This is a genomic window from Dehalococcoidia bacterium (assembly GCA_041649635.1).
Taxonomy (GTDB): Bacteria; Chloroflexota; Dehalococcoidia; order E44-bin15; family E44-bin15; genus JAYEHL01.
Window position 1 is genome coordinate 147,417 of the sequence record JBAZMV010000001.1, and the last position, 15,229, is coordinate 162,645.

Consider the following 15,229-nt stretch of genomic DNA (forward strand, 5'->3'; position numbering starts at 1 on the left):
CCGGTCCTCGCCGGCGATTACTGAAAAATAGTCTATTAACCTAATCTTATTCGCTCGCAGATACGAGCACATGCACAAACGCTGTAATTTTACCATATCGACCGGGTGATTACAAAGAAGGGACGCCACCTGTTTGAACATATTCGACCAAATATTCATAAACAAAGCAGTAGGTCGGTTTTGTTTAACCTGTAAGCGACCGCTCAATCTTCCGGGTATCTTGCGCCTTGACGATATTATCAGGTAGTATGTGGAAGTTGAATCCCGTACAAGAGGTTTAGTCCGACTGATGGTTAGCTGCAATATAGACGATAGAAAAAGCCCGTCCGATTCAAGATGGAGCAAAGGGATATTCCCTTACATACGTGTGCTCAAGCCGCGCGAAACCGTGCTTTTGACCTTCATCGGAGTGTGCGCCGGCGTAGTGGCGGGACAGGGACAACCGGATGTGCAGACGCTCCTGCTGGCAACGCTGGCGCTGCTGCTGGGCAACGGCGGCACCAACGGCCTGACCAACTATGTCGACCGCAACCTTGACGCCAGGCTGACACGGGTCAGGCATCGCCCCCTGCCGTCAAAACAGATAACCCCCCCGTGGAAGATGCTGCCCTGGGCCATCAGCCTGGTGCTCGCAGGCCTTATAATCGCGTGGTTCCTGCACTGGCTGTGCTTCACCTTCGCCGCGGTAGGCGTAATCGTGGCCACAACGTTTCGAAAGAGGGTGACCTGCGTATTCCCGCAGGGCGCACTGGCCGGCTGTGCTCCAGTGTTTATCGGATATGTAGCGATCAGCAAGAGCGTCGACCTGACCCTGCTCTTCCTCTGCCTGCTGATAGTGATCTGGATACCGCTTCACGTTTGGAGCCTGATGATATCGCACCGCGACGACTACAGACAGGCCGGCATCACGTATTTTCCGATGTCGATGGAGGTCAAAGACTCCATTAAAACGCTTCCGGTACTCGCCGTGCTGCTCTTCGCCGCCTCGATCGCGCTCTATTATGAAGGCGATTTCGATTTGATTTATCTAATCACGGCGTGTATCATGGGAATCCTTACGATTCTCTCGACGTCACGGCTGATTTATAATAAGCTCTCCAGCGAGTCGTGGAAGGTATATAAACTGACAGCGTTTCCGTACCTGGGGATACTTTTCCTGGCCATGGCCCTGGATGTATGGCTGCTTTAGGAGGACACTATGGACTTCAATCTTCGCGAACACGAAAAGATGCTGCAAAGGTCTGCCAAGGATTTCGCCGACCGCGAGATCAGGCCTTACGCGGCCGAGATAGACATCAAGTGCGAGTTCCCATTCGACATCGTCGCCAAGATGGCGCAGACGGGATATTTCGGCCTGCCCTATCCCACCGATTACGGAGGGAGCGGTGCCGGATACACCGGCTTCGCGCTGGTTATCGAACAACTTTCGCGCGCCTCGATGGTCACAGGAGCCATCATGGGAGTCATGAGCCTCACCGGCGAGGCGCTGTTCCGCCACGGAATCGAGGGACAGAGACAGACGCACCTGGTCTCGCTGGCCAGCGGCGCCATGATATCATCATTCGCCTTCACCGAGGCTGCCACGGGCTCGGACCCTTCATCCATAGAGACAAGAGCCGTGCCGGACGGGGATGACTATATATTAACCGGCCAGAAGCACTTTATTACTTTATCGCCCGCATCCAAGATGTGTCTGGTTTTTGCTATGGACGAGACTAACAAGCTGACCGCTTTCCTCGTCGATACTTCTTCGCCCGGCTACCAGATACGGCACGCCTGTCCCACCATGGGCGCCCGCGGGTTCTGCCCCAGTGTTATTTACCTGGATGACGTGCGAGTCCCCTACAAGAACATCGTCGGAGAGAAATCCAACGGCTACAACATCCTCCTGGAATCCGTTAGCGTGGGCAAGCTGGCCATATCCGCGGAGGCCGTAGGCGTGGCGCAGGAGGCATTCGATCTCTCCGTATCATACGCCGGAGAGCGCACCGCCTATGATAAGCCGATTTCCAACCTCGCATCGATAAAGGGACTGCTTGCCGAGATGTATTCGCGTATCGAGGCGTCACGACTGATGACGTACAGAACAGCCTCAATCCGCGACGAGGGCAAGAGCATCCTTAAGGAGTCGGCGACATCGAAGCTGTTCTGCTCGCAGGCCGTGGTCGATGTTACACGGATGGCCATGCAGGTGCACGGAGCCTACGGCTACATGACCGACATGCCCATCGAGCGCCTGTACCGCGACGCGAAGCTGACCGAGATATACGAAGGCGTATCCGAGATACAACGGGTAATCATCGCCAATCACCTGCTGAAAGAGCTGGGGTGAGCTTTAAAGTAACCAACCGCTGCAGCGACACGTCCGCGCGCGCCGGAATGCTATCGACGGCGCACGGCGATGTGCCGACCCCGGCCTTCGCGCCGGTGGCCACACAGGCATCGGTCAAAGCCCTCAACCCGGAGACGGTCGCCGAGCTCGGCGCCAAGATACTGCTGTCGAACATGTATCACCTATATCTGCGCCCGGGTGTCGGCGTTATCGAAAAGTTTGGCGGCCTGCACCGCTTCATGAACTGGCCGGGGCCGATCCTCACCGACAGCGGCGGCTATCAGGTGTTCAGCCTCTCGCACCTGCGGAAGGTGAACGACGACGGAGTCACCTTCCGCTCTCACCTCGATGGAAGCGAGCACTTCATCTCCCCCGAGCTGGCGACGCAGTATCAGGAATCAATAGGAGCCGATATCATCATGGCCTTCGATGAGTGCCCACCGTACACGGAAAAACGCGGCGAAGTGGAGGAGGCGGTAATTCGCACCAGCCTGTGGGCGGAACGGTGTCTGCGGGCTAAAAATAGAGCGGATCAGGCCATGTATGGCATCGTCCAGGGAGGCGGATTTGCCGATCTGCGCCGACAGTCGGCGGAGGCAATCACGGCGTTGGATTTCGACGGCTACGCCCTCGGCGGGCTGAGCCTGGGAGAGCCCAAGGAAATCACCGATGCGATGTTAGAGGCAACCGTGGCGCTGCTGCCAGACGACAAGGTGCGCTACCTCATGGGCGTAGGCTCGCCGGAGGACCTGCTGAACGGGATCGCGCACGGCATCGACCTATTCGACTGCGCACTGCCGACACGCATCGCCAGGAATGGCGGCTTCTTCACAAAATACGGGCGCAAGATCATCCGCAACGCGAAATACAGCGACATGAACGCCCCCCTCGATTATGAGTGCAATTGCTACACCTGCCGCAACTTCTCCGCCGCCTACCTGCACCACCTCTTCCGCTGCAAGGAGCTGCTGGCCTACAGCCTTGCGACGATACACAACCTGCATTTCATATTAAAGCTGGTGTCCGACGCGAGGCAGAGCATAATCGACGGAACATTCAAGGAATTCAAAGAGGCGTTCCTCAGCACATACGAACCGACCGACGAGACGGTGCGGCTCTCGCAGATGGAGAAGGGCAGGGCGCGTCAGCGGGCCAAGTTCAGCGAGAACCCGTCACCACGCAACGAAGACAACGTCGATTAAAGGGCGGGTCTCGACCCGCCGATAAAAAAGGTGGGCACAGCCCACCCTACATCACCAGAGCAAATCCCCCTTAATCCCCCTTTGCGAAGGGGGGATTCGTCATTCCGGCGAAGGCCGAAATCCACCGTAGGGGCGAACCCATGTGTTCGCCCTTCCTCTCACCGCGAACCCGTCACGATACGATCAGGATGCGAGTATATGTTGAACTGGCGGCCCCGCACGAAACCGACCAGCGTTACGCCATAATCGACGGCCTCTTTAACAGCCAGCGTCGTCGGCGCAGCGATTGTAACCACTATCGGAAATCCAGCCCTGACCTCTTTTTTCATCGCCGATATCGTCTGGCGACAGGAGGTCACGATAACGCAATCGGACATATCATATCCGTTCCTTACCGCGATGCCGATAGCTTTATCGATAGCGCAGTGCCTGCTTATATCCTCAACGAAGAACATGATATCGCCGTGAACTATGCCGACGATGTGCGTGCCGCCGGTCTTAATGTGCAGAGGACAGCTTTTATTCAGTTCCTCGGCCCACGCAAAGATCTGACTGTCGATAACCTTCAAATCAGAATCGGCGACAGACGGCTTGCGAACTCTTGATTTGCATTTGCGCGTTACCGATATAGTTGCGCCATCGACCGTAACATCAATATCGGACGGCGATGCAATGCCCTCGTCGAACAGGTAGCCCAGGGCCAGCTCCTCCAGATGCTCGGCGAGGCAGGTCAGATGACGATGCGTCCTGCCGTCGATCTTAATAACGACCTCGGACTCGCGGATCACGAAGTCCGACTGCGAAACTTTCTCGCCGTTAACAACCTTTATGATTTTCAGCTTATCGCAATGCATCATCGCCCTCACCCTGGTCCCTCTCCCCTGCGGAGGGAGAGGGTATGCAACGGTGGGTTACACTACCGTTTAACCCACCCTACGGCTGACCTCTGTTAGGATTTAACGATTTTCGTAGGGGCGAAAAATTTTTCGCCCCTACATCGTCGGTTCTCCCTTGTCTCAATTTTATACAAAGAGGTGTCCTTCCGCGGAAGGACCGGTCCTTCCATGATGTTAAGATGTATGGAAGGATAGGGGTGTCCCCTAACTTTTAAATATTCCCTTCCAATCCGGAATCCTTCTAAATAGCACCTATTATGGAAGGGCCATGATTGGGGGATTATAGGGGGTTGATTACCCTCAACCATGGTTCCCCCTCTAACACAACTGCCGATGATTATAAACCATCGGCAGTCTTCATACCAAATATGCGGTTGATATATCGTTTAAACTCTAATTCACCGCGCCGTTAAGGAATTTCACTATGTCGCTCGAAGGGGTTCCAGGGCCGAACACAGCATTGACCCCGACCTTCTTTAACGCAGGGACATCCTCATCCGGGATGATGCCGCCGGCCACTACGACCACCTTGAGGCCCTTGGCTTTGAGCTTCTCCATCACAGTGGGGAAAACCTCAAGGTGCGCCCCGGACAGGATGCTCAGTCCAACAACGTCCACGTCCTCCTGAAGGGCGGACTCCGCTATCATATCCGGCGTCTGGCGCAGGCCGCTGTAGATGACCTCCATGCCGGCGTCGCGCAGGGCGCGCACCACAAACTTGGCGCCGCGGTCATGTCCGTCGAGTCCGGGTTTAGCAACTAATACTTTTATCGTCTTCGCCATACAGATCACCTTTCCTTCTACTTTATCTTCTGCACCAGCTCCAGGAGCACGCCCTTGGTCGCCTTGGGATGTATGAACGCTATCATGCCGGCCATTCCCTTGCGCGGCTTCTTGTCGATGAGCGCCACGCCATTGGCCTCGAGGGCCGCGAGTTCCTGTTCGAGATTCTCAACCTCGAATGCTATGTGGTGTATGCCGTCGCCCTTGGTCTCCACGAACTTGGCGATGCCGGTATCCGGCTTCACCGGCTCAACGAACTCGATGTGCACGCCGCCGATGTTAACCGCGGCCGCCTTCACGCCCTGGTCCGGTATCTCCTCCTCGTGTTCGCTCTTTACGCCGAACACGTCGCCCCAGACCTTAAGGACATCGTCGATGCTCTTCACCGCTATCGCTATATGATCAATCTTCTTAAGCATTTCTTCCTCCTGTTTTCTTCCGACCTATCACAACTAGAACGCGGAGAACTCGCGCTGTTCGCCGAAGACGCCGCGCAGCACATCGCATATCTCGCCGATGGAGGCGTAAGCGGCCGTGCACTCGATTATGGCCGGCATCGTGTTCTCTGTGCCCTTAGCCACGTTCTTCAGGTTTTCTAGCGCCTTCTGCACCGCCGCGTTATCCCTCTCCTTCTTGACCTTCTGCAAACGTTCAACCTGCTTCTTGGCCACCGCGGGATCGACGCGCAGAAGAGGAAGCTTAGCGTAGCTCGACTGGAATTTGTTCACGCCGACGATGACCCTCTCGACACTCTCCACGGATTTCTGATAGCGGTAGGCGCTGTCGCTGATCTCGCGCTGCTGGAATCCCTGCTCGATGGCTGTAAGAGCGCCGCCCATCTTATCTATCTTCTCGATGTATTCCTTAGCCTCGGCCTCAAGCGTATCGGTCAATTTTTCGACGTAGTATGAACCGGCCAGCGGGTCGATGGTGTCCCCGACGCCGTTCTCATAGGCAAGTATCTGCTGCGTGCGCAGCGCTATGGTCACCGCGTCCTCGCTCGGCGTGGCGTAGGCCTCGTCGCGGGAGTTGGTGTGCAGCGACTGCGTGCCGCCGAGCACCGCGGCCAGCGCCTGCATCGCGGTCCTGATGATATTGTTATCCGGCTGCTGCGCCGTGAGCGTGGAGCCGCCCGTCTGCGTGTGGAAGCGCAGCATGCACGAGCGCATATCCTTGGCCTTGAAGCGCTCCTTCATTATGGTGGCCCAGAGCCTGCGCGCGGCGCGGAACTTGGCCACCTCTTCGAACAGGTTGTTGTGGGACGCGAAGAAGAACGATAGCCTTCCCGCGAATTTGTCAACATCCATGCCGGCATCGATGGCCGCCTGAACGTAAGCGATGCCGTCGGCCAGCGTGAACGCCAACTCCTGCGCCGCCGTCGAACCGGCCTCCCTGATGTGGTAGCCGCTGATGCTTATCGTGTTCCACTTGGGAACGCTCTCTCCGCAATATTTGAATATGTCTGTGATGAGCCGCATGGACGGACGCGGCGGGAAGATGTAGGTGCCGCGCGCTATGTACTCTTTCAAGACATCGTTCTGAATCGTGCCATCGAGCTTGGACGGATCGACGCCCTGCTTCTTGGCCAGCGTCACGTACATGGCCAGTAGCACTGCGGCAGAGGAGTTGATTGTCATGGAGACGCTGACCTTGTCCAGCGGTATCTCCTTGAACAGTATCTCCATATCAGCCAGGCTGTCTATGGCAACGCCCACCTTGCCGATCTCGCCCTGCGCCAGCTCGTGGTCGGAATCGTATCCGATCTGTGTCGGCAGGTCGAAGGCTATGCTCAGGCCCGTCTGGCCCTGCTGCAGCAGGTAGCGGTAGCGCTTGTTGGACTCCTCGGCATCGGCGAATCCGGCATATTGCCTCATGGTCCAGAACCTGCCGCGGTACATTGTAGGCTGAACACCCCTTGTAAAAGGAAACTCGCCGGGATAGCCTACTTTTTCGTTATAGCTCCATCCGGCGAGGTCATCTGGGGTGTACAGCGCTTCTATCTCGGTCCCTGAAGTATACTCGAATTTCTTTAATCGTTCGGGATTCTTCTGAAGGACCTTATCGAGCGTGGTGCTCTTCCATTCCTTCTTGTCTTTACTTGGCATAATACCTCCTCAAGGTGTTAAAAAAAGCGGCTGTCAACCGCCTCAGAGTTTATCGTATTTCACTGCATTGTGTCAATGTGGCGCTCGTAATGACCGCCCACCACCGCGACGGAAAAATGACGACAGAATTTTTCTTTATATACTCGTTTCTCTTTCAAAGAAAATATACGGATAACAATCTAATCAGCATTTAAAGATAAATCTGAAATTTATAATAAATGCTACTCTAATATATTAAATTAATAGCTAAATAAGATATTTATATAAGGCATTAATGTGTTGACAATAATAGAAAAATGTGCTATCATAAAAACTCTTAAGGGTAAGTATTGTGAAATATCCAGAGGATTTAAACAAGGAGGTGCATTAAAAGAGGCATAAATTAGGCTTATAGTATTGATGTGTAAGCTAACATTCCATCTCGCAAAACGTCTCTAGTATTAATGGGAGGAAATAATGAAGTTCAGGAGAATAAAAGAATCGATATCACTGAGAGCAGTAGTGGCTGCAGGAGTATCTGCGTTATTAACATTGACTATTCTGACTAGCATAGCTACACCCGCCAGCGCCTATGTATTGAGTGGAGTCCGCTATGATCCCAACTCTATTAATCCAATCGAATACAAGTTCTATTCAGTCGATTTGCTCTATATATTGGCATTCCGTAATGCCGAAGCTGTATGGGATGCGACTTCGGCACCAGGGTATTTCTCCGAGAAATCATTGTCATTAGACCCTGAAATTGAAGTTAGAAACGCTGATTTTGGAACGGGCTTTTGGGCAATAACTGAGGGCACTGATACCAATAGAGATCGTTTATGGGACGGTAATGAAGTCCGTATCTACTTTAATTCAAACGCAAATGAAATGGGTTCATTAACTGCCTATCAAAAAATGGTTGTGGCAGAACACGAATTAGGTCACGCATACGGCCACGCGGAAAATAATAACCAAGGTTGTGTTCTGATGCGTCAGGGATGGGACAAATTCACCTGCGGAACAATGCCTACTGCTGATGATATTGCTGGTGTTGATGCTATTTACTAAGCGAATAAGGAGGAACTATGAAAAAGAAAAGAATAATTTACCCAGTAATAGCTGCCATGTTTGCGTCACTGCTAGTAATGACAGTCTGGTTCGCAATCCCTAGCGATGAACCAAGAGCTATAACATTTACAAACGTCGATTTTTACGTGCATTCATCGGTGGAAGAACTTACAGCTTTTTCAGATACAGTAGTTATAGGTTCGGTAAAAGGTGTCGTAGGTCACGAGATCAACAATGGCGCAAATACTGATGAAGAATACGGCGCGTCAGAAAACCAAATACAGGGATTGGCAATGGTTTATTATGAGATAGACGTAACAAAGACACTGAAAGGTAAAACAGAGGAGACTATTATTGTAGCTGGTTTAGATACAGGTCAATCCATTTGTGATCAAGTGACGCCGTTGCTTGCCGGTGAAGAGGTTCTTCTATTCCTCAAGGAGAGGACTGAAGGAGAAGCCCCGGGACTTAAGCAATATGAGCATTGCTACTGGATTGTAAGTCTTGATAACGGCGTGTTTGATGTACTGGATGATACCGTACAGCCAAGATACGCACAGGCATTTGTGGAACCGAATGCAGACGGGACATTTACAGCACCGACTTACAACCTGACAGAAGTGTGTGAAAAGATACAATCAGTAAATTAACAATATATACCTCCCCTCTATGACCCATCTCGTAGGGGCGACCGGCCGGTCGCCCCTACATTTTTGTCGACGCGACAAACATCGCCACACCCATCCATCGTTTGATAAATACAACCCGACTTATTATAATGTGTCCATGTCTGCGAAGGACAAGGACAACATCGAGCGCGTCGTCTCGGGCAAAGCCGAGGAAGAGGATCTGCCCATAGACTACACCCTGCGCCCCAAGCGCCTCCCCGAGTTCATCGGACAGGACAAGGTCAAAGACAACCTCAAGATAGCCATAGACGCCGCGCAGGGCAGAAGCGAGGCCCTCGACCACATCCTGCTATACGGCCCTCCCGGTCTGGGTAAGACAACGCTGGCCAACATCATCGCCGCCGAGATGCGGGTAAACATACGGACGACATCGGGCCCGGCGGTGGAGCGCCCCGGCGACATAGCCGCCATACTCACCGGACTGAAAGAGGGCGACGTACTTTTCATCGACGAGATACACCGCCTCAATCGCATCGTGGAAGAGAAGCTGTATCCCGCGATGGAGGACTACGCAATTGACATAATCGTAGGCAAGGGACCGGGCGCGCGCAACATACGCCTGAACCTGCCGCGATTCACCCTGATAGGCGCGACGACACGTTTCGCAATGCTCAGCGCCCCGATGCGCGACCGCTTCGGCTCCGTGTACCGGCTCGATTTTTACGATGAGAATTCCATAGCGGCAATAATAAAGCGCGCCGCCAAAATATTGAAAGTTAAAGCAGACGAGGGCGGGATAAAAGAGATAGCCAGCCGCTCCCGCGGCACTCCACGCGTAGCTAATCGCCTGTTGCGGCGCGTGCGCGACTACGCCCAGGTCAAGGGCGACGGCACGATAACAAAGAAGCTGGCGCTCGAGGCGCTGGCCCGCCTTGAGATCGACAACCTGGGGCTGGACGAACTGGATCACCGCGTGCTGCGGACAATAATCGAGAAGTACAACGGCGGCCCGGTGGGCCTCGATACCATCGCCGCATCGATAAGCGAGGAGGCCGATACCATAATGGACGTCTACGAGCCGTACCTGCTGCAGCTGGGCTTCCTGGACCGCACCCCCCGCGGCAGGGTGGCTACCCCCCACGCCTACGAGCACCTGGGGATTCCCTACAACCGGAAGGATAAACCGCCCCAGCTCGGCATGTTCGACAAGTAGAGCGGTAAGCTGTCATTCTGAGTCCATTCCATACTAAGACTCTCTGGAAGGACGAAGAATCTCGTAGTAACGACAGGTATCTCCCGAAACCGGGATATATGAATCATGAAAATAGACCTCAGCAGCAATCTCAAGATCAAAATTGCAGCCATACTCATGATTCTAATGTTCTTTTCAGTATGGGAGATTGGGTTCTGGTTAACTTTCGTTTGGATGCTTCTTGCCCTCTTCTTTCCCGTAGCCCTATTTTTCAAGGCGGACAAATGGCTATGGTCTATCTGCGTGGTCATATTGCTCGCGCATGCATTAACTATACCATTCGGATTTGCAGATATCCCTACGCGCTATGTATGCGGCTGCCCAAGCGGCCCGGACTGGGAATACGTAGCCCGCGGCAGCATCACTTTAATCCTTTGCATCCCGGCTCTTGTATTGCTGCTACCTGCCGGCAAGCCGCTGTTCCAATCAGCAAAGGTGTTTAAATATTACAGTGTACTGATTTTCTTAATAATGACGACAATTCTTTTAGTAATCCTACCTATACTAGCATTTATAAGCGGCGGCAATTATAGCCGAAGGGCTCCGTACACCTACGAGGAAGACGAGATACAGGAAGCCGTAACCAAGTATCAGGAAAGCCACTCCGGCGCACTTCCTATAATAGAGGGAGCAAACGTAAGTATTAACGAATCGAGCTATTCCATCATTGACTTGTGCGAGCTATTCTTTATCCCGAACCAGCCTGAGTGGAAACATCTTATACCCACCGGTGTCTATTCCGCTCCCGGCCCCGGCAACGACAACTGCGACAACGATGACGCCTGCTGCGGCTGCTGCGTCACCAGCCATTACATCTGGGCAGTGGATGTCAATGGCAGCGTGCTCTCGACATGTGTTAACACCGACAGCAACGGCGGCGGCTGCGCCAACGTCAGCCAGGACGGCTACCAGGGAGTTTGGCCATAATATATAGTATTAGGGAGTCGAACTAAATGAAAAAAATCCTCCTCCATACCTGCTGCGGCCCATGCGCCACTTACTGCGTCAACCGTCTCCGGGCGGAAGATTTCGACGTCAGCGGTTTCTGGTACAACCCCAACGTTCACCCCTTCAGTGAGCACAAATTACGATTGGAAGCAACCCAAACCTTATCACAAAAAATGGAATTCCCGCTGATAAAAGCCGACGGATATGACATGATCGATTACTTCCGCGCCGTGGCCGAAAAAGAAGGCGACCGCTGCCGCTACTGTTTCAAAATGCGGATGGAGAAAACGGCTCAGGCCGCAAAAGAAAAAGGCTTTGACGCCTTCACCACAACGCTGTTTATAAGCCCGTACCAGAAACACGAACTGCTTAAGGAGATATGCGAGGAGGCCGCAAAAGAATACGGCGTCGACTTTTACTACGAGGATTTCCGCCCCGGCTTCCGCGAGAGCCACGAGCTGTCGCACGAGATGGAACTGTACCACCAGAAATACTGCGGCTGCGTCTACAGCGAATGGGAGCGCTACGGCAAGGTGAACATCGAGAAGATGATGGAAAGGTAGGGGCGAATGGCATTCGCCCTCCCTGGATTCCGGTTGGAATTTACCCCGTACGGCGATACGGGTCCGGAATGACGGATGTAGGGGCAGACCTATGTGTCTGCCCTCCGTGGGCGATCACAAGGATCACCCCTACACGATGACCAAAATGTTGGGGGATAACAGGGGGTTGACTCAATATTGAAAAACGACAACCTACTGAACCAAATCGCAGCGAAAGGCTCGGATAAAGAGGCGATTGCAGAGCGCATTGCTGATAATCCTGAGCGTATCGCAGAAGCGATCGAAGGGCTGAAAAACAAGAAAGCTCCGGTTAAATTCGGCTGCGGCAAGGTGCTGCGCATCCTCAGCGAGCGTCATCCCGAAGCCCTCTATCCGCACATCAACGTTTTCATCAAGCTGCTGGACAGCGATAACAACATCATGAAATGGGAAGGGATACACGTCATCGGCAGCCTGGCCCGCGTCGATAAAGCTAAAAGGATCGATGCCATACTGCCACGATATTTGAAGCCGATCGAAGGGCCGGTGCTGATCACGGCGGCCAACGTCATCGGTGGCGCTGGCAGGATAGCCGCGGCCAAACCGTACCTCGCCGAAAAGATAGCAGCCGAGATATTGAAGGTCGAGCATGCCGAATACGCCACCGCGGAGTGCCGCAACGTGGCGCTGGGACAGGCGCTCGACGCATTCGAGATCTTCTTCTACAAAATCAAGAACAAACAGCCGGTTATCGACCTTGTCACAAGGCAAGTCGACAATACAAGGAACAGTACGCGGAAAAGGGCGGAGAAGCTGCTCAAGAAATGGCAGAAATAAATTATGCAACGCAACGATCAATCTCTCTACCAGAATCACGCAGAAACGTGGTGGGACGGCACTAAAAGGTTCCAGCGCACGCTGGCTAATCAGATATATCCACGCCTTAAATACTTCGACCGGGTGGCGCCTGACTGGACGGGGCTGAATGTCCTTGACCTCGGCTGCGGGGGCGGCTTCATGGCGGAGCCGTTAGCCCGGCGCGGCGCGCGCGTCACCGGCATTGATCCCAGCGCCGCTTCACTGGAAGCTGCTCGTAAACATGCCGAGGCACAGAGACTTGATATCACCTACCGTCAAGGGGTTGGCGAGGATATTCCATTAGAGACAGGCTCAATGGACAGGGTTGTATGCGTAGATGTGCTGGAACACGTTAAAGACATCGACAAAGTGCTGTCCGAGGTTCGCCGCGTTCTGCGCCCTAAGGGTCTCTTCCTTTTCGATACCGTCAACCGCAACTGGCTCTCGCGCCTTCTGGTATTGAACGTGGTCGAGGATGTCCTGAAACTCATCCCAAAAAACACTCACGACGCGGATAAATTCATCCGACCCGTGGAGCTTAGCCGCTTACTGGGAAATAACGGTTTCACAGTTAAGGAGCCCTTCGTAGGCATGGGCCCGGTATGGGTCAACCGCCGTCTGGATTTTGTTTTTGGCATCACGCCCTTCAAGTGGATAATGTATCTGGGACATGCTATCGCCAGCGAGTAGCATCAGGATAAAACCGACTGCGTTTGTGCTGTATACTTTATAAAAAGGCTTTCCAATGACTGATAATCTACCCGCTATAAAACGAATATGCGTCTTCGGCGTCGGCGGCGTGGGCGGCTATTTCGGCGGAAGGCTCGCTCACAATATGCACGGTGGAAAAGGCAGCGGTTACGAGATATATTTCATCGCACGGGGCCCTCACCTGAACGCCATCAGGATACACGGGCTCAAGGTAATAACCCCGACGAAAACCTTCATCGCAAGGCCGAACCTGGCCGCGGACGACATACGCAGGATCCCCACCCCGGACCTCGTCCTTCTCTGCGTGAAGAGCTACGACCTGGACACGGCGGTCAGGAAGATCAAATCGAATATGCACGACAACACGGTGATAATACCCCTGCTCAACGGCATCGACATCTATGACAGGATCAGAGCAACTCTTGATAAAGGCTTCGTGCTGCCGGCATGCGCCTTTGTCGGCACACACATCCAGAGCCCGGGGGTCATAAAGCAGAGCGGCGGCGGCACTCTTACCTTCGGCAAAGACCCGCGACATCCCGATTTCACAGCGCGGAACGTTATCGACTTTTTCCAGCGAATGGGCATAAGCTACAAGTGGAACGACGACCCGTTCCCTGCGATATGGGAGAAATACATCTTCATCGCCGCGTTCGGCCTCGTATCGGTACACACCGGCAAGACGCTGGGCGAGATAATGGAGGACGCGGAGTCGAGAGAGAACGTGCGGTCTATAATGGTGGAAGTAATCAACCTGGCGAAGGCAAAAGGCATCATCCTCCCGCCAAACGTCATAGAGGAATCGCTCGCTAAAGCGAACAAGGTGCCGCGCGACACGAAATCCTCTTATCAGCGCGATGTAGAGAGCGGGAAAAGGTCAAACGAGGGCGATCTTTACGGCGGCGCCATAATCCGCATGGGAGAGGAATTGGGCATAGCAACGCCGATCACGGCCTCGATATACTCCGAGATTCAGAGCCGTAGGTAGGGAAAGCCCGACATGCCGATATCTACTGCAAATATGAATAAAAAGAAATTATTTACCGCTACAGTAATAATAATCCTCGTTGCCCTCGCAATCGCCGTCCCCCTCACTATCAGGAGCCTCTGCGCACATGAAGCCACCCTCACCCCCCGCCCTGAAAGCTGGGCCCAGCCCATAGAGATGGAAGGCGTCTCCAATCTCTACAAGCTGTCGGACGACCTCTATAGAAGCTCGCAGCCGCCGCAGTAGGTGCACGGCGAGAAATCGAATGATTGAACGCGCTGGCGGAAGGCGATGTGTTCGGGATCATGCCACAAGTCGCGCAGGCTCTTTTCCATGATGTTGCCGACAACGTAGCAGCGCGAGTAGACGGATACAAAAAGATGGATGCTTCTCATAAAAGCATCCATCTTTAGATTCAAACTAGCCTAAGTAATATTGACAGCTAATCGTGCATCCTGACTGAAATCACGCTCCCGTCTCTGGAATCAAGAGAAATCTCGATAATTGAATATACCGGCGGCTCTGTTCCAACAGGACATCTGCGCGGCGAAAATGATCCGGTAAAACTAACAACCCAAACAGCAGAATCAGTAGTGTCACCACTTAATAATGGCTCTGATGACGTTATTTCTAGCTCACTAACTTCATCAGTATATTGTGCAACTGTTAACTCAGTTACACCATCAAGCGCCGGGGACTGAGCCTTATCTTGACCAGCATTGTTCCAGTTAGCTACTTGTTCTGCAATCTCTATTGCATCATCTCTATCAATGATTGCAGACGAACCCGGTTTTACATCGGTAGCTCGTACATCCAGACCGGTAGAAATAAAAACTGCTGCCAATGTTATAATACATACAACAGTGATTAGTATAAGAATTAGCGAGTATTTTTTTCTCATAGCCCCAGTCCTCTCTTTTTCAAACTTCATCATAT

Annotated in this window: 18 protein-coding genes; 12 read left to right on the forward strand and 6 right to left on the reverse strand. The window is 53.1% G+C overall.

The features are described from left to right. Positions 1-289: 289 nt before the first annotated feature. From WC562_00680 to tgt, 3 genes are read left to right on the forward strand one after another with little or no spacing between them, the layout of a single operon-like run. Positions 290-1,189 carry a UbiA family prenyltransferase gene (locus WC562_00680; protein ID MFA5054677.1) on the forward strand — a complete coding sequence of 300 codons (900 nt, stop codon included), beginning with the start codon at positions 290-292 and terminating at the stop codon, positions 1,187-1,189. Between the two features lie 9 nt (positions 1,190-1,198). Beyond that, positions 1,199-2,332: an acyl-CoA dehydrogenase family protein gene (locus tag WC562_00685; GenBank protein MFA5054678.1), complete on the forward strand. Its 1,134-nt coding sequence runs from the start codon at positions 1,199-1,201 to the stop codon at positions 2,330-2,332. Beyond that, a complete protein-coding gene (gene tgt / locus WC562_00690; protein MFA5054679.1) occupies positions 2,329-3,534 on the forward strand; it encodes a tRNA guanosine(34) transglycosylase Tgt in 1,206 nt (401 codons plus the stop codon). The genes WC562_00685 and tgt overlap by 4 nt, the downstream gene beginning before the upstream one ends. 158 nt (positions 3,535-3,692) lie before the next feature. Here tgt and WC562_00695 read toward each other — a convergent pair whose 3' ends face one another. The 4 genes from WC562_00695 to WC562_00710 all read right to left on the reverse strand — a co-directional run bounded on the left by WC562_00695 (position 3,693) and on the right by WC562_00710 (position 7,318). Next, positions 3,693-4,391, reverse strand: a complete 699-nt coding sequence (locus tag WC562_00695) for a formate dehydrogenase accessory sulfurtransferase FdhD (GenBank protein ID MFA5054680.1) — start codon at positions 4,389-4,391, stop codon at positions 3,693-3,695. Positions 4,392-4,823: 432 nt separating this feature from the next. After that, positions 4,824-5,213: a cobalamin B12-binding domain-containing protein gene (locus WC562_00700; protein ID MFA5054681.1), complete on the reverse strand. Its 390-nt coding sequence runs from the start codon at positions 5,211-5,213 to the stop codon at positions 4,824-4,826. Positions 5,214-5,230: 17 nt separating this feature from the next. Beyond that, positions 5,231-5,632, reverse strand: a complete 402-nt coding sequence (gene mce / locus WC562_00705; protein MFA5054682.1) for a methylmalonyl-CoA epimerase — start codon at positions 5,630-5,632, stop codon at positions 5,231-5,233. 33 nt (positions 5,633-5,665) lie between these two features. Further along, positions 5,666-7,318 (reverse strand): methylmalonyl-CoA mutase family protein, encoded by a 1,653-nt coding sequence (locus WC562_00710; protein ID MFA5054683.1) that lies wholly within the window; start codon positions 7,316-7,318, stop codon positions 5,666-5,668. Between the two features lie 456 nt (positions 7,319-7,774). On the opposite strand from WC562_00710, the gene WC562_00715 reads away from it, so the two are divergent. From WC562_00715 to WC562_00755, 9 genes are all read left to right on the forward strand, one after another. After that, on the forward strand, positions 7,775-8,365 hold the full coding sequence (locus WC562_00715) for a hypothetical protein (protein MFA5054684.1): 591 nt from the start codon (positions 7,775-7,777) through the stop codon (positions 8,363-8,365). Positions 8,366-8,382: 17 nt separating this feature from the next. After that, on the forward strand, positions 8,383-9,015 hold the full coding sequence (locus tag WC562_00720; GenBank protein ID MFA5054685.1) for a hypothetical protein: 633 nt from the start codon (positions 8,383-8,385) through the stop codon (positions 9,013-9,015). Positions 9,016-9,151: 136 nt separating this feature from the next. Then, a complete protein-coding gene (gene ruvB, locus WC562_00725; protein MFA5054686.1) occupies positions 9,152-10,207 on the forward strand; it encodes a Holliday junction branch migration DNA helicase RuvB in 1,056 nt (351 codons plus the stop codon). A gap of 105 nt (positions 10,208-10,312) precedes the next feature. Beyond that, the gene (locus WC562_00730) at positions 10,313-11,173 is read left to right on the forward strand and encodes a hypothetical protein (GenBank protein ID MFA5054687.1); all 861 of its coding nucleotides are present in this window, start codon (positions 10,313-10,315) and stop codon (positions 11,171-11,173) included. 26 nt (positions 11,174-11,199) lie between these two features. After that, positions 11,200-11,757 carry an epoxyqueuosine reductase QueH gene (locus WC562_00735; protein MFA5054688.1) on the forward strand — a complete coding sequence of 186 codons (558 nt, stop codon included), beginning with the start codon at positions 11,200-11,202 and terminating at the stop codon, positions 11,755-11,757. A 177-nt stretch (positions 11,758-11,934) separates the two neighbouring features. Further along, complete coding sequence (locus tag WC562_00740; protein ID MFA5054689.1) at positions 11,935-12,573, forward strand: hypothetical protein; 639 nt, start codon at positions 11,935-11,937, stop codon at positions 12,571-12,573. Between the two features lie 3 nt (positions 12,574-12,576). Further along, complete coding sequence (ubiG, locus tag WC562_00745) at positions 12,577-13,284, forward strand: bifunctional 2-polyprenyl-6-hydroxyphenol methylase/3-demethylubiquinol 3-O-methyltransferase UbiG (protein ID MFA5054690.1); 708 nt, start codon at positions 12,577-12,579, stop codon at positions 13,282-13,284. 55 nt (positions 13,285-13,339) lie between these two features. Beyond that, positions 13,340-14,293, forward strand: a complete 954-nt coding sequence (locus tag WC562_00750) for a 2-dehydropantoate 2-reductase (GenBank protein MFA5054691.1) — start codon at positions 13,340-13,342, stop codon at positions 14,291-14,293. Positions 14,294-14,305: 12 nt separating this feature from the next. Then, entirely contained in the window at positions 14,306-14,539 is a 234-nt protein-coding gene (locus tag WC562_00755; protein ID MFA5054692.1) for a hypothetical protein, read from the forward strand. Here WC562_00755 and WC562_00760 read toward each other — a convergent pair. Next, entirely contained in the window at positions 14,512-14,688 is a 177-nt protein-coding gene (locus WC562_00760; protein ID MFA5054693.1) for an SPASM domain-containing protein, read from the reverse strand. The two genes, WC562_00755 and WC562_00760, sit on opposite strands and share 28 nt — an antisense overlap. A gap of 47 nt (positions 14,689-14,735) precedes the next feature. Then, the gene (locus WC562_00765) at positions 14,736-15,227 is read right to left on the reverse strand and encodes a hypothetical protein (GenBank protein ID MFA5054694.1); all 492 of its coding nucleotides are present in this window, start codon (positions 15,225-15,227) and stop codon (positions 14,736-14,738) included. Positions 15,228-15,229 lie beyond the last annotated feature (2 nt).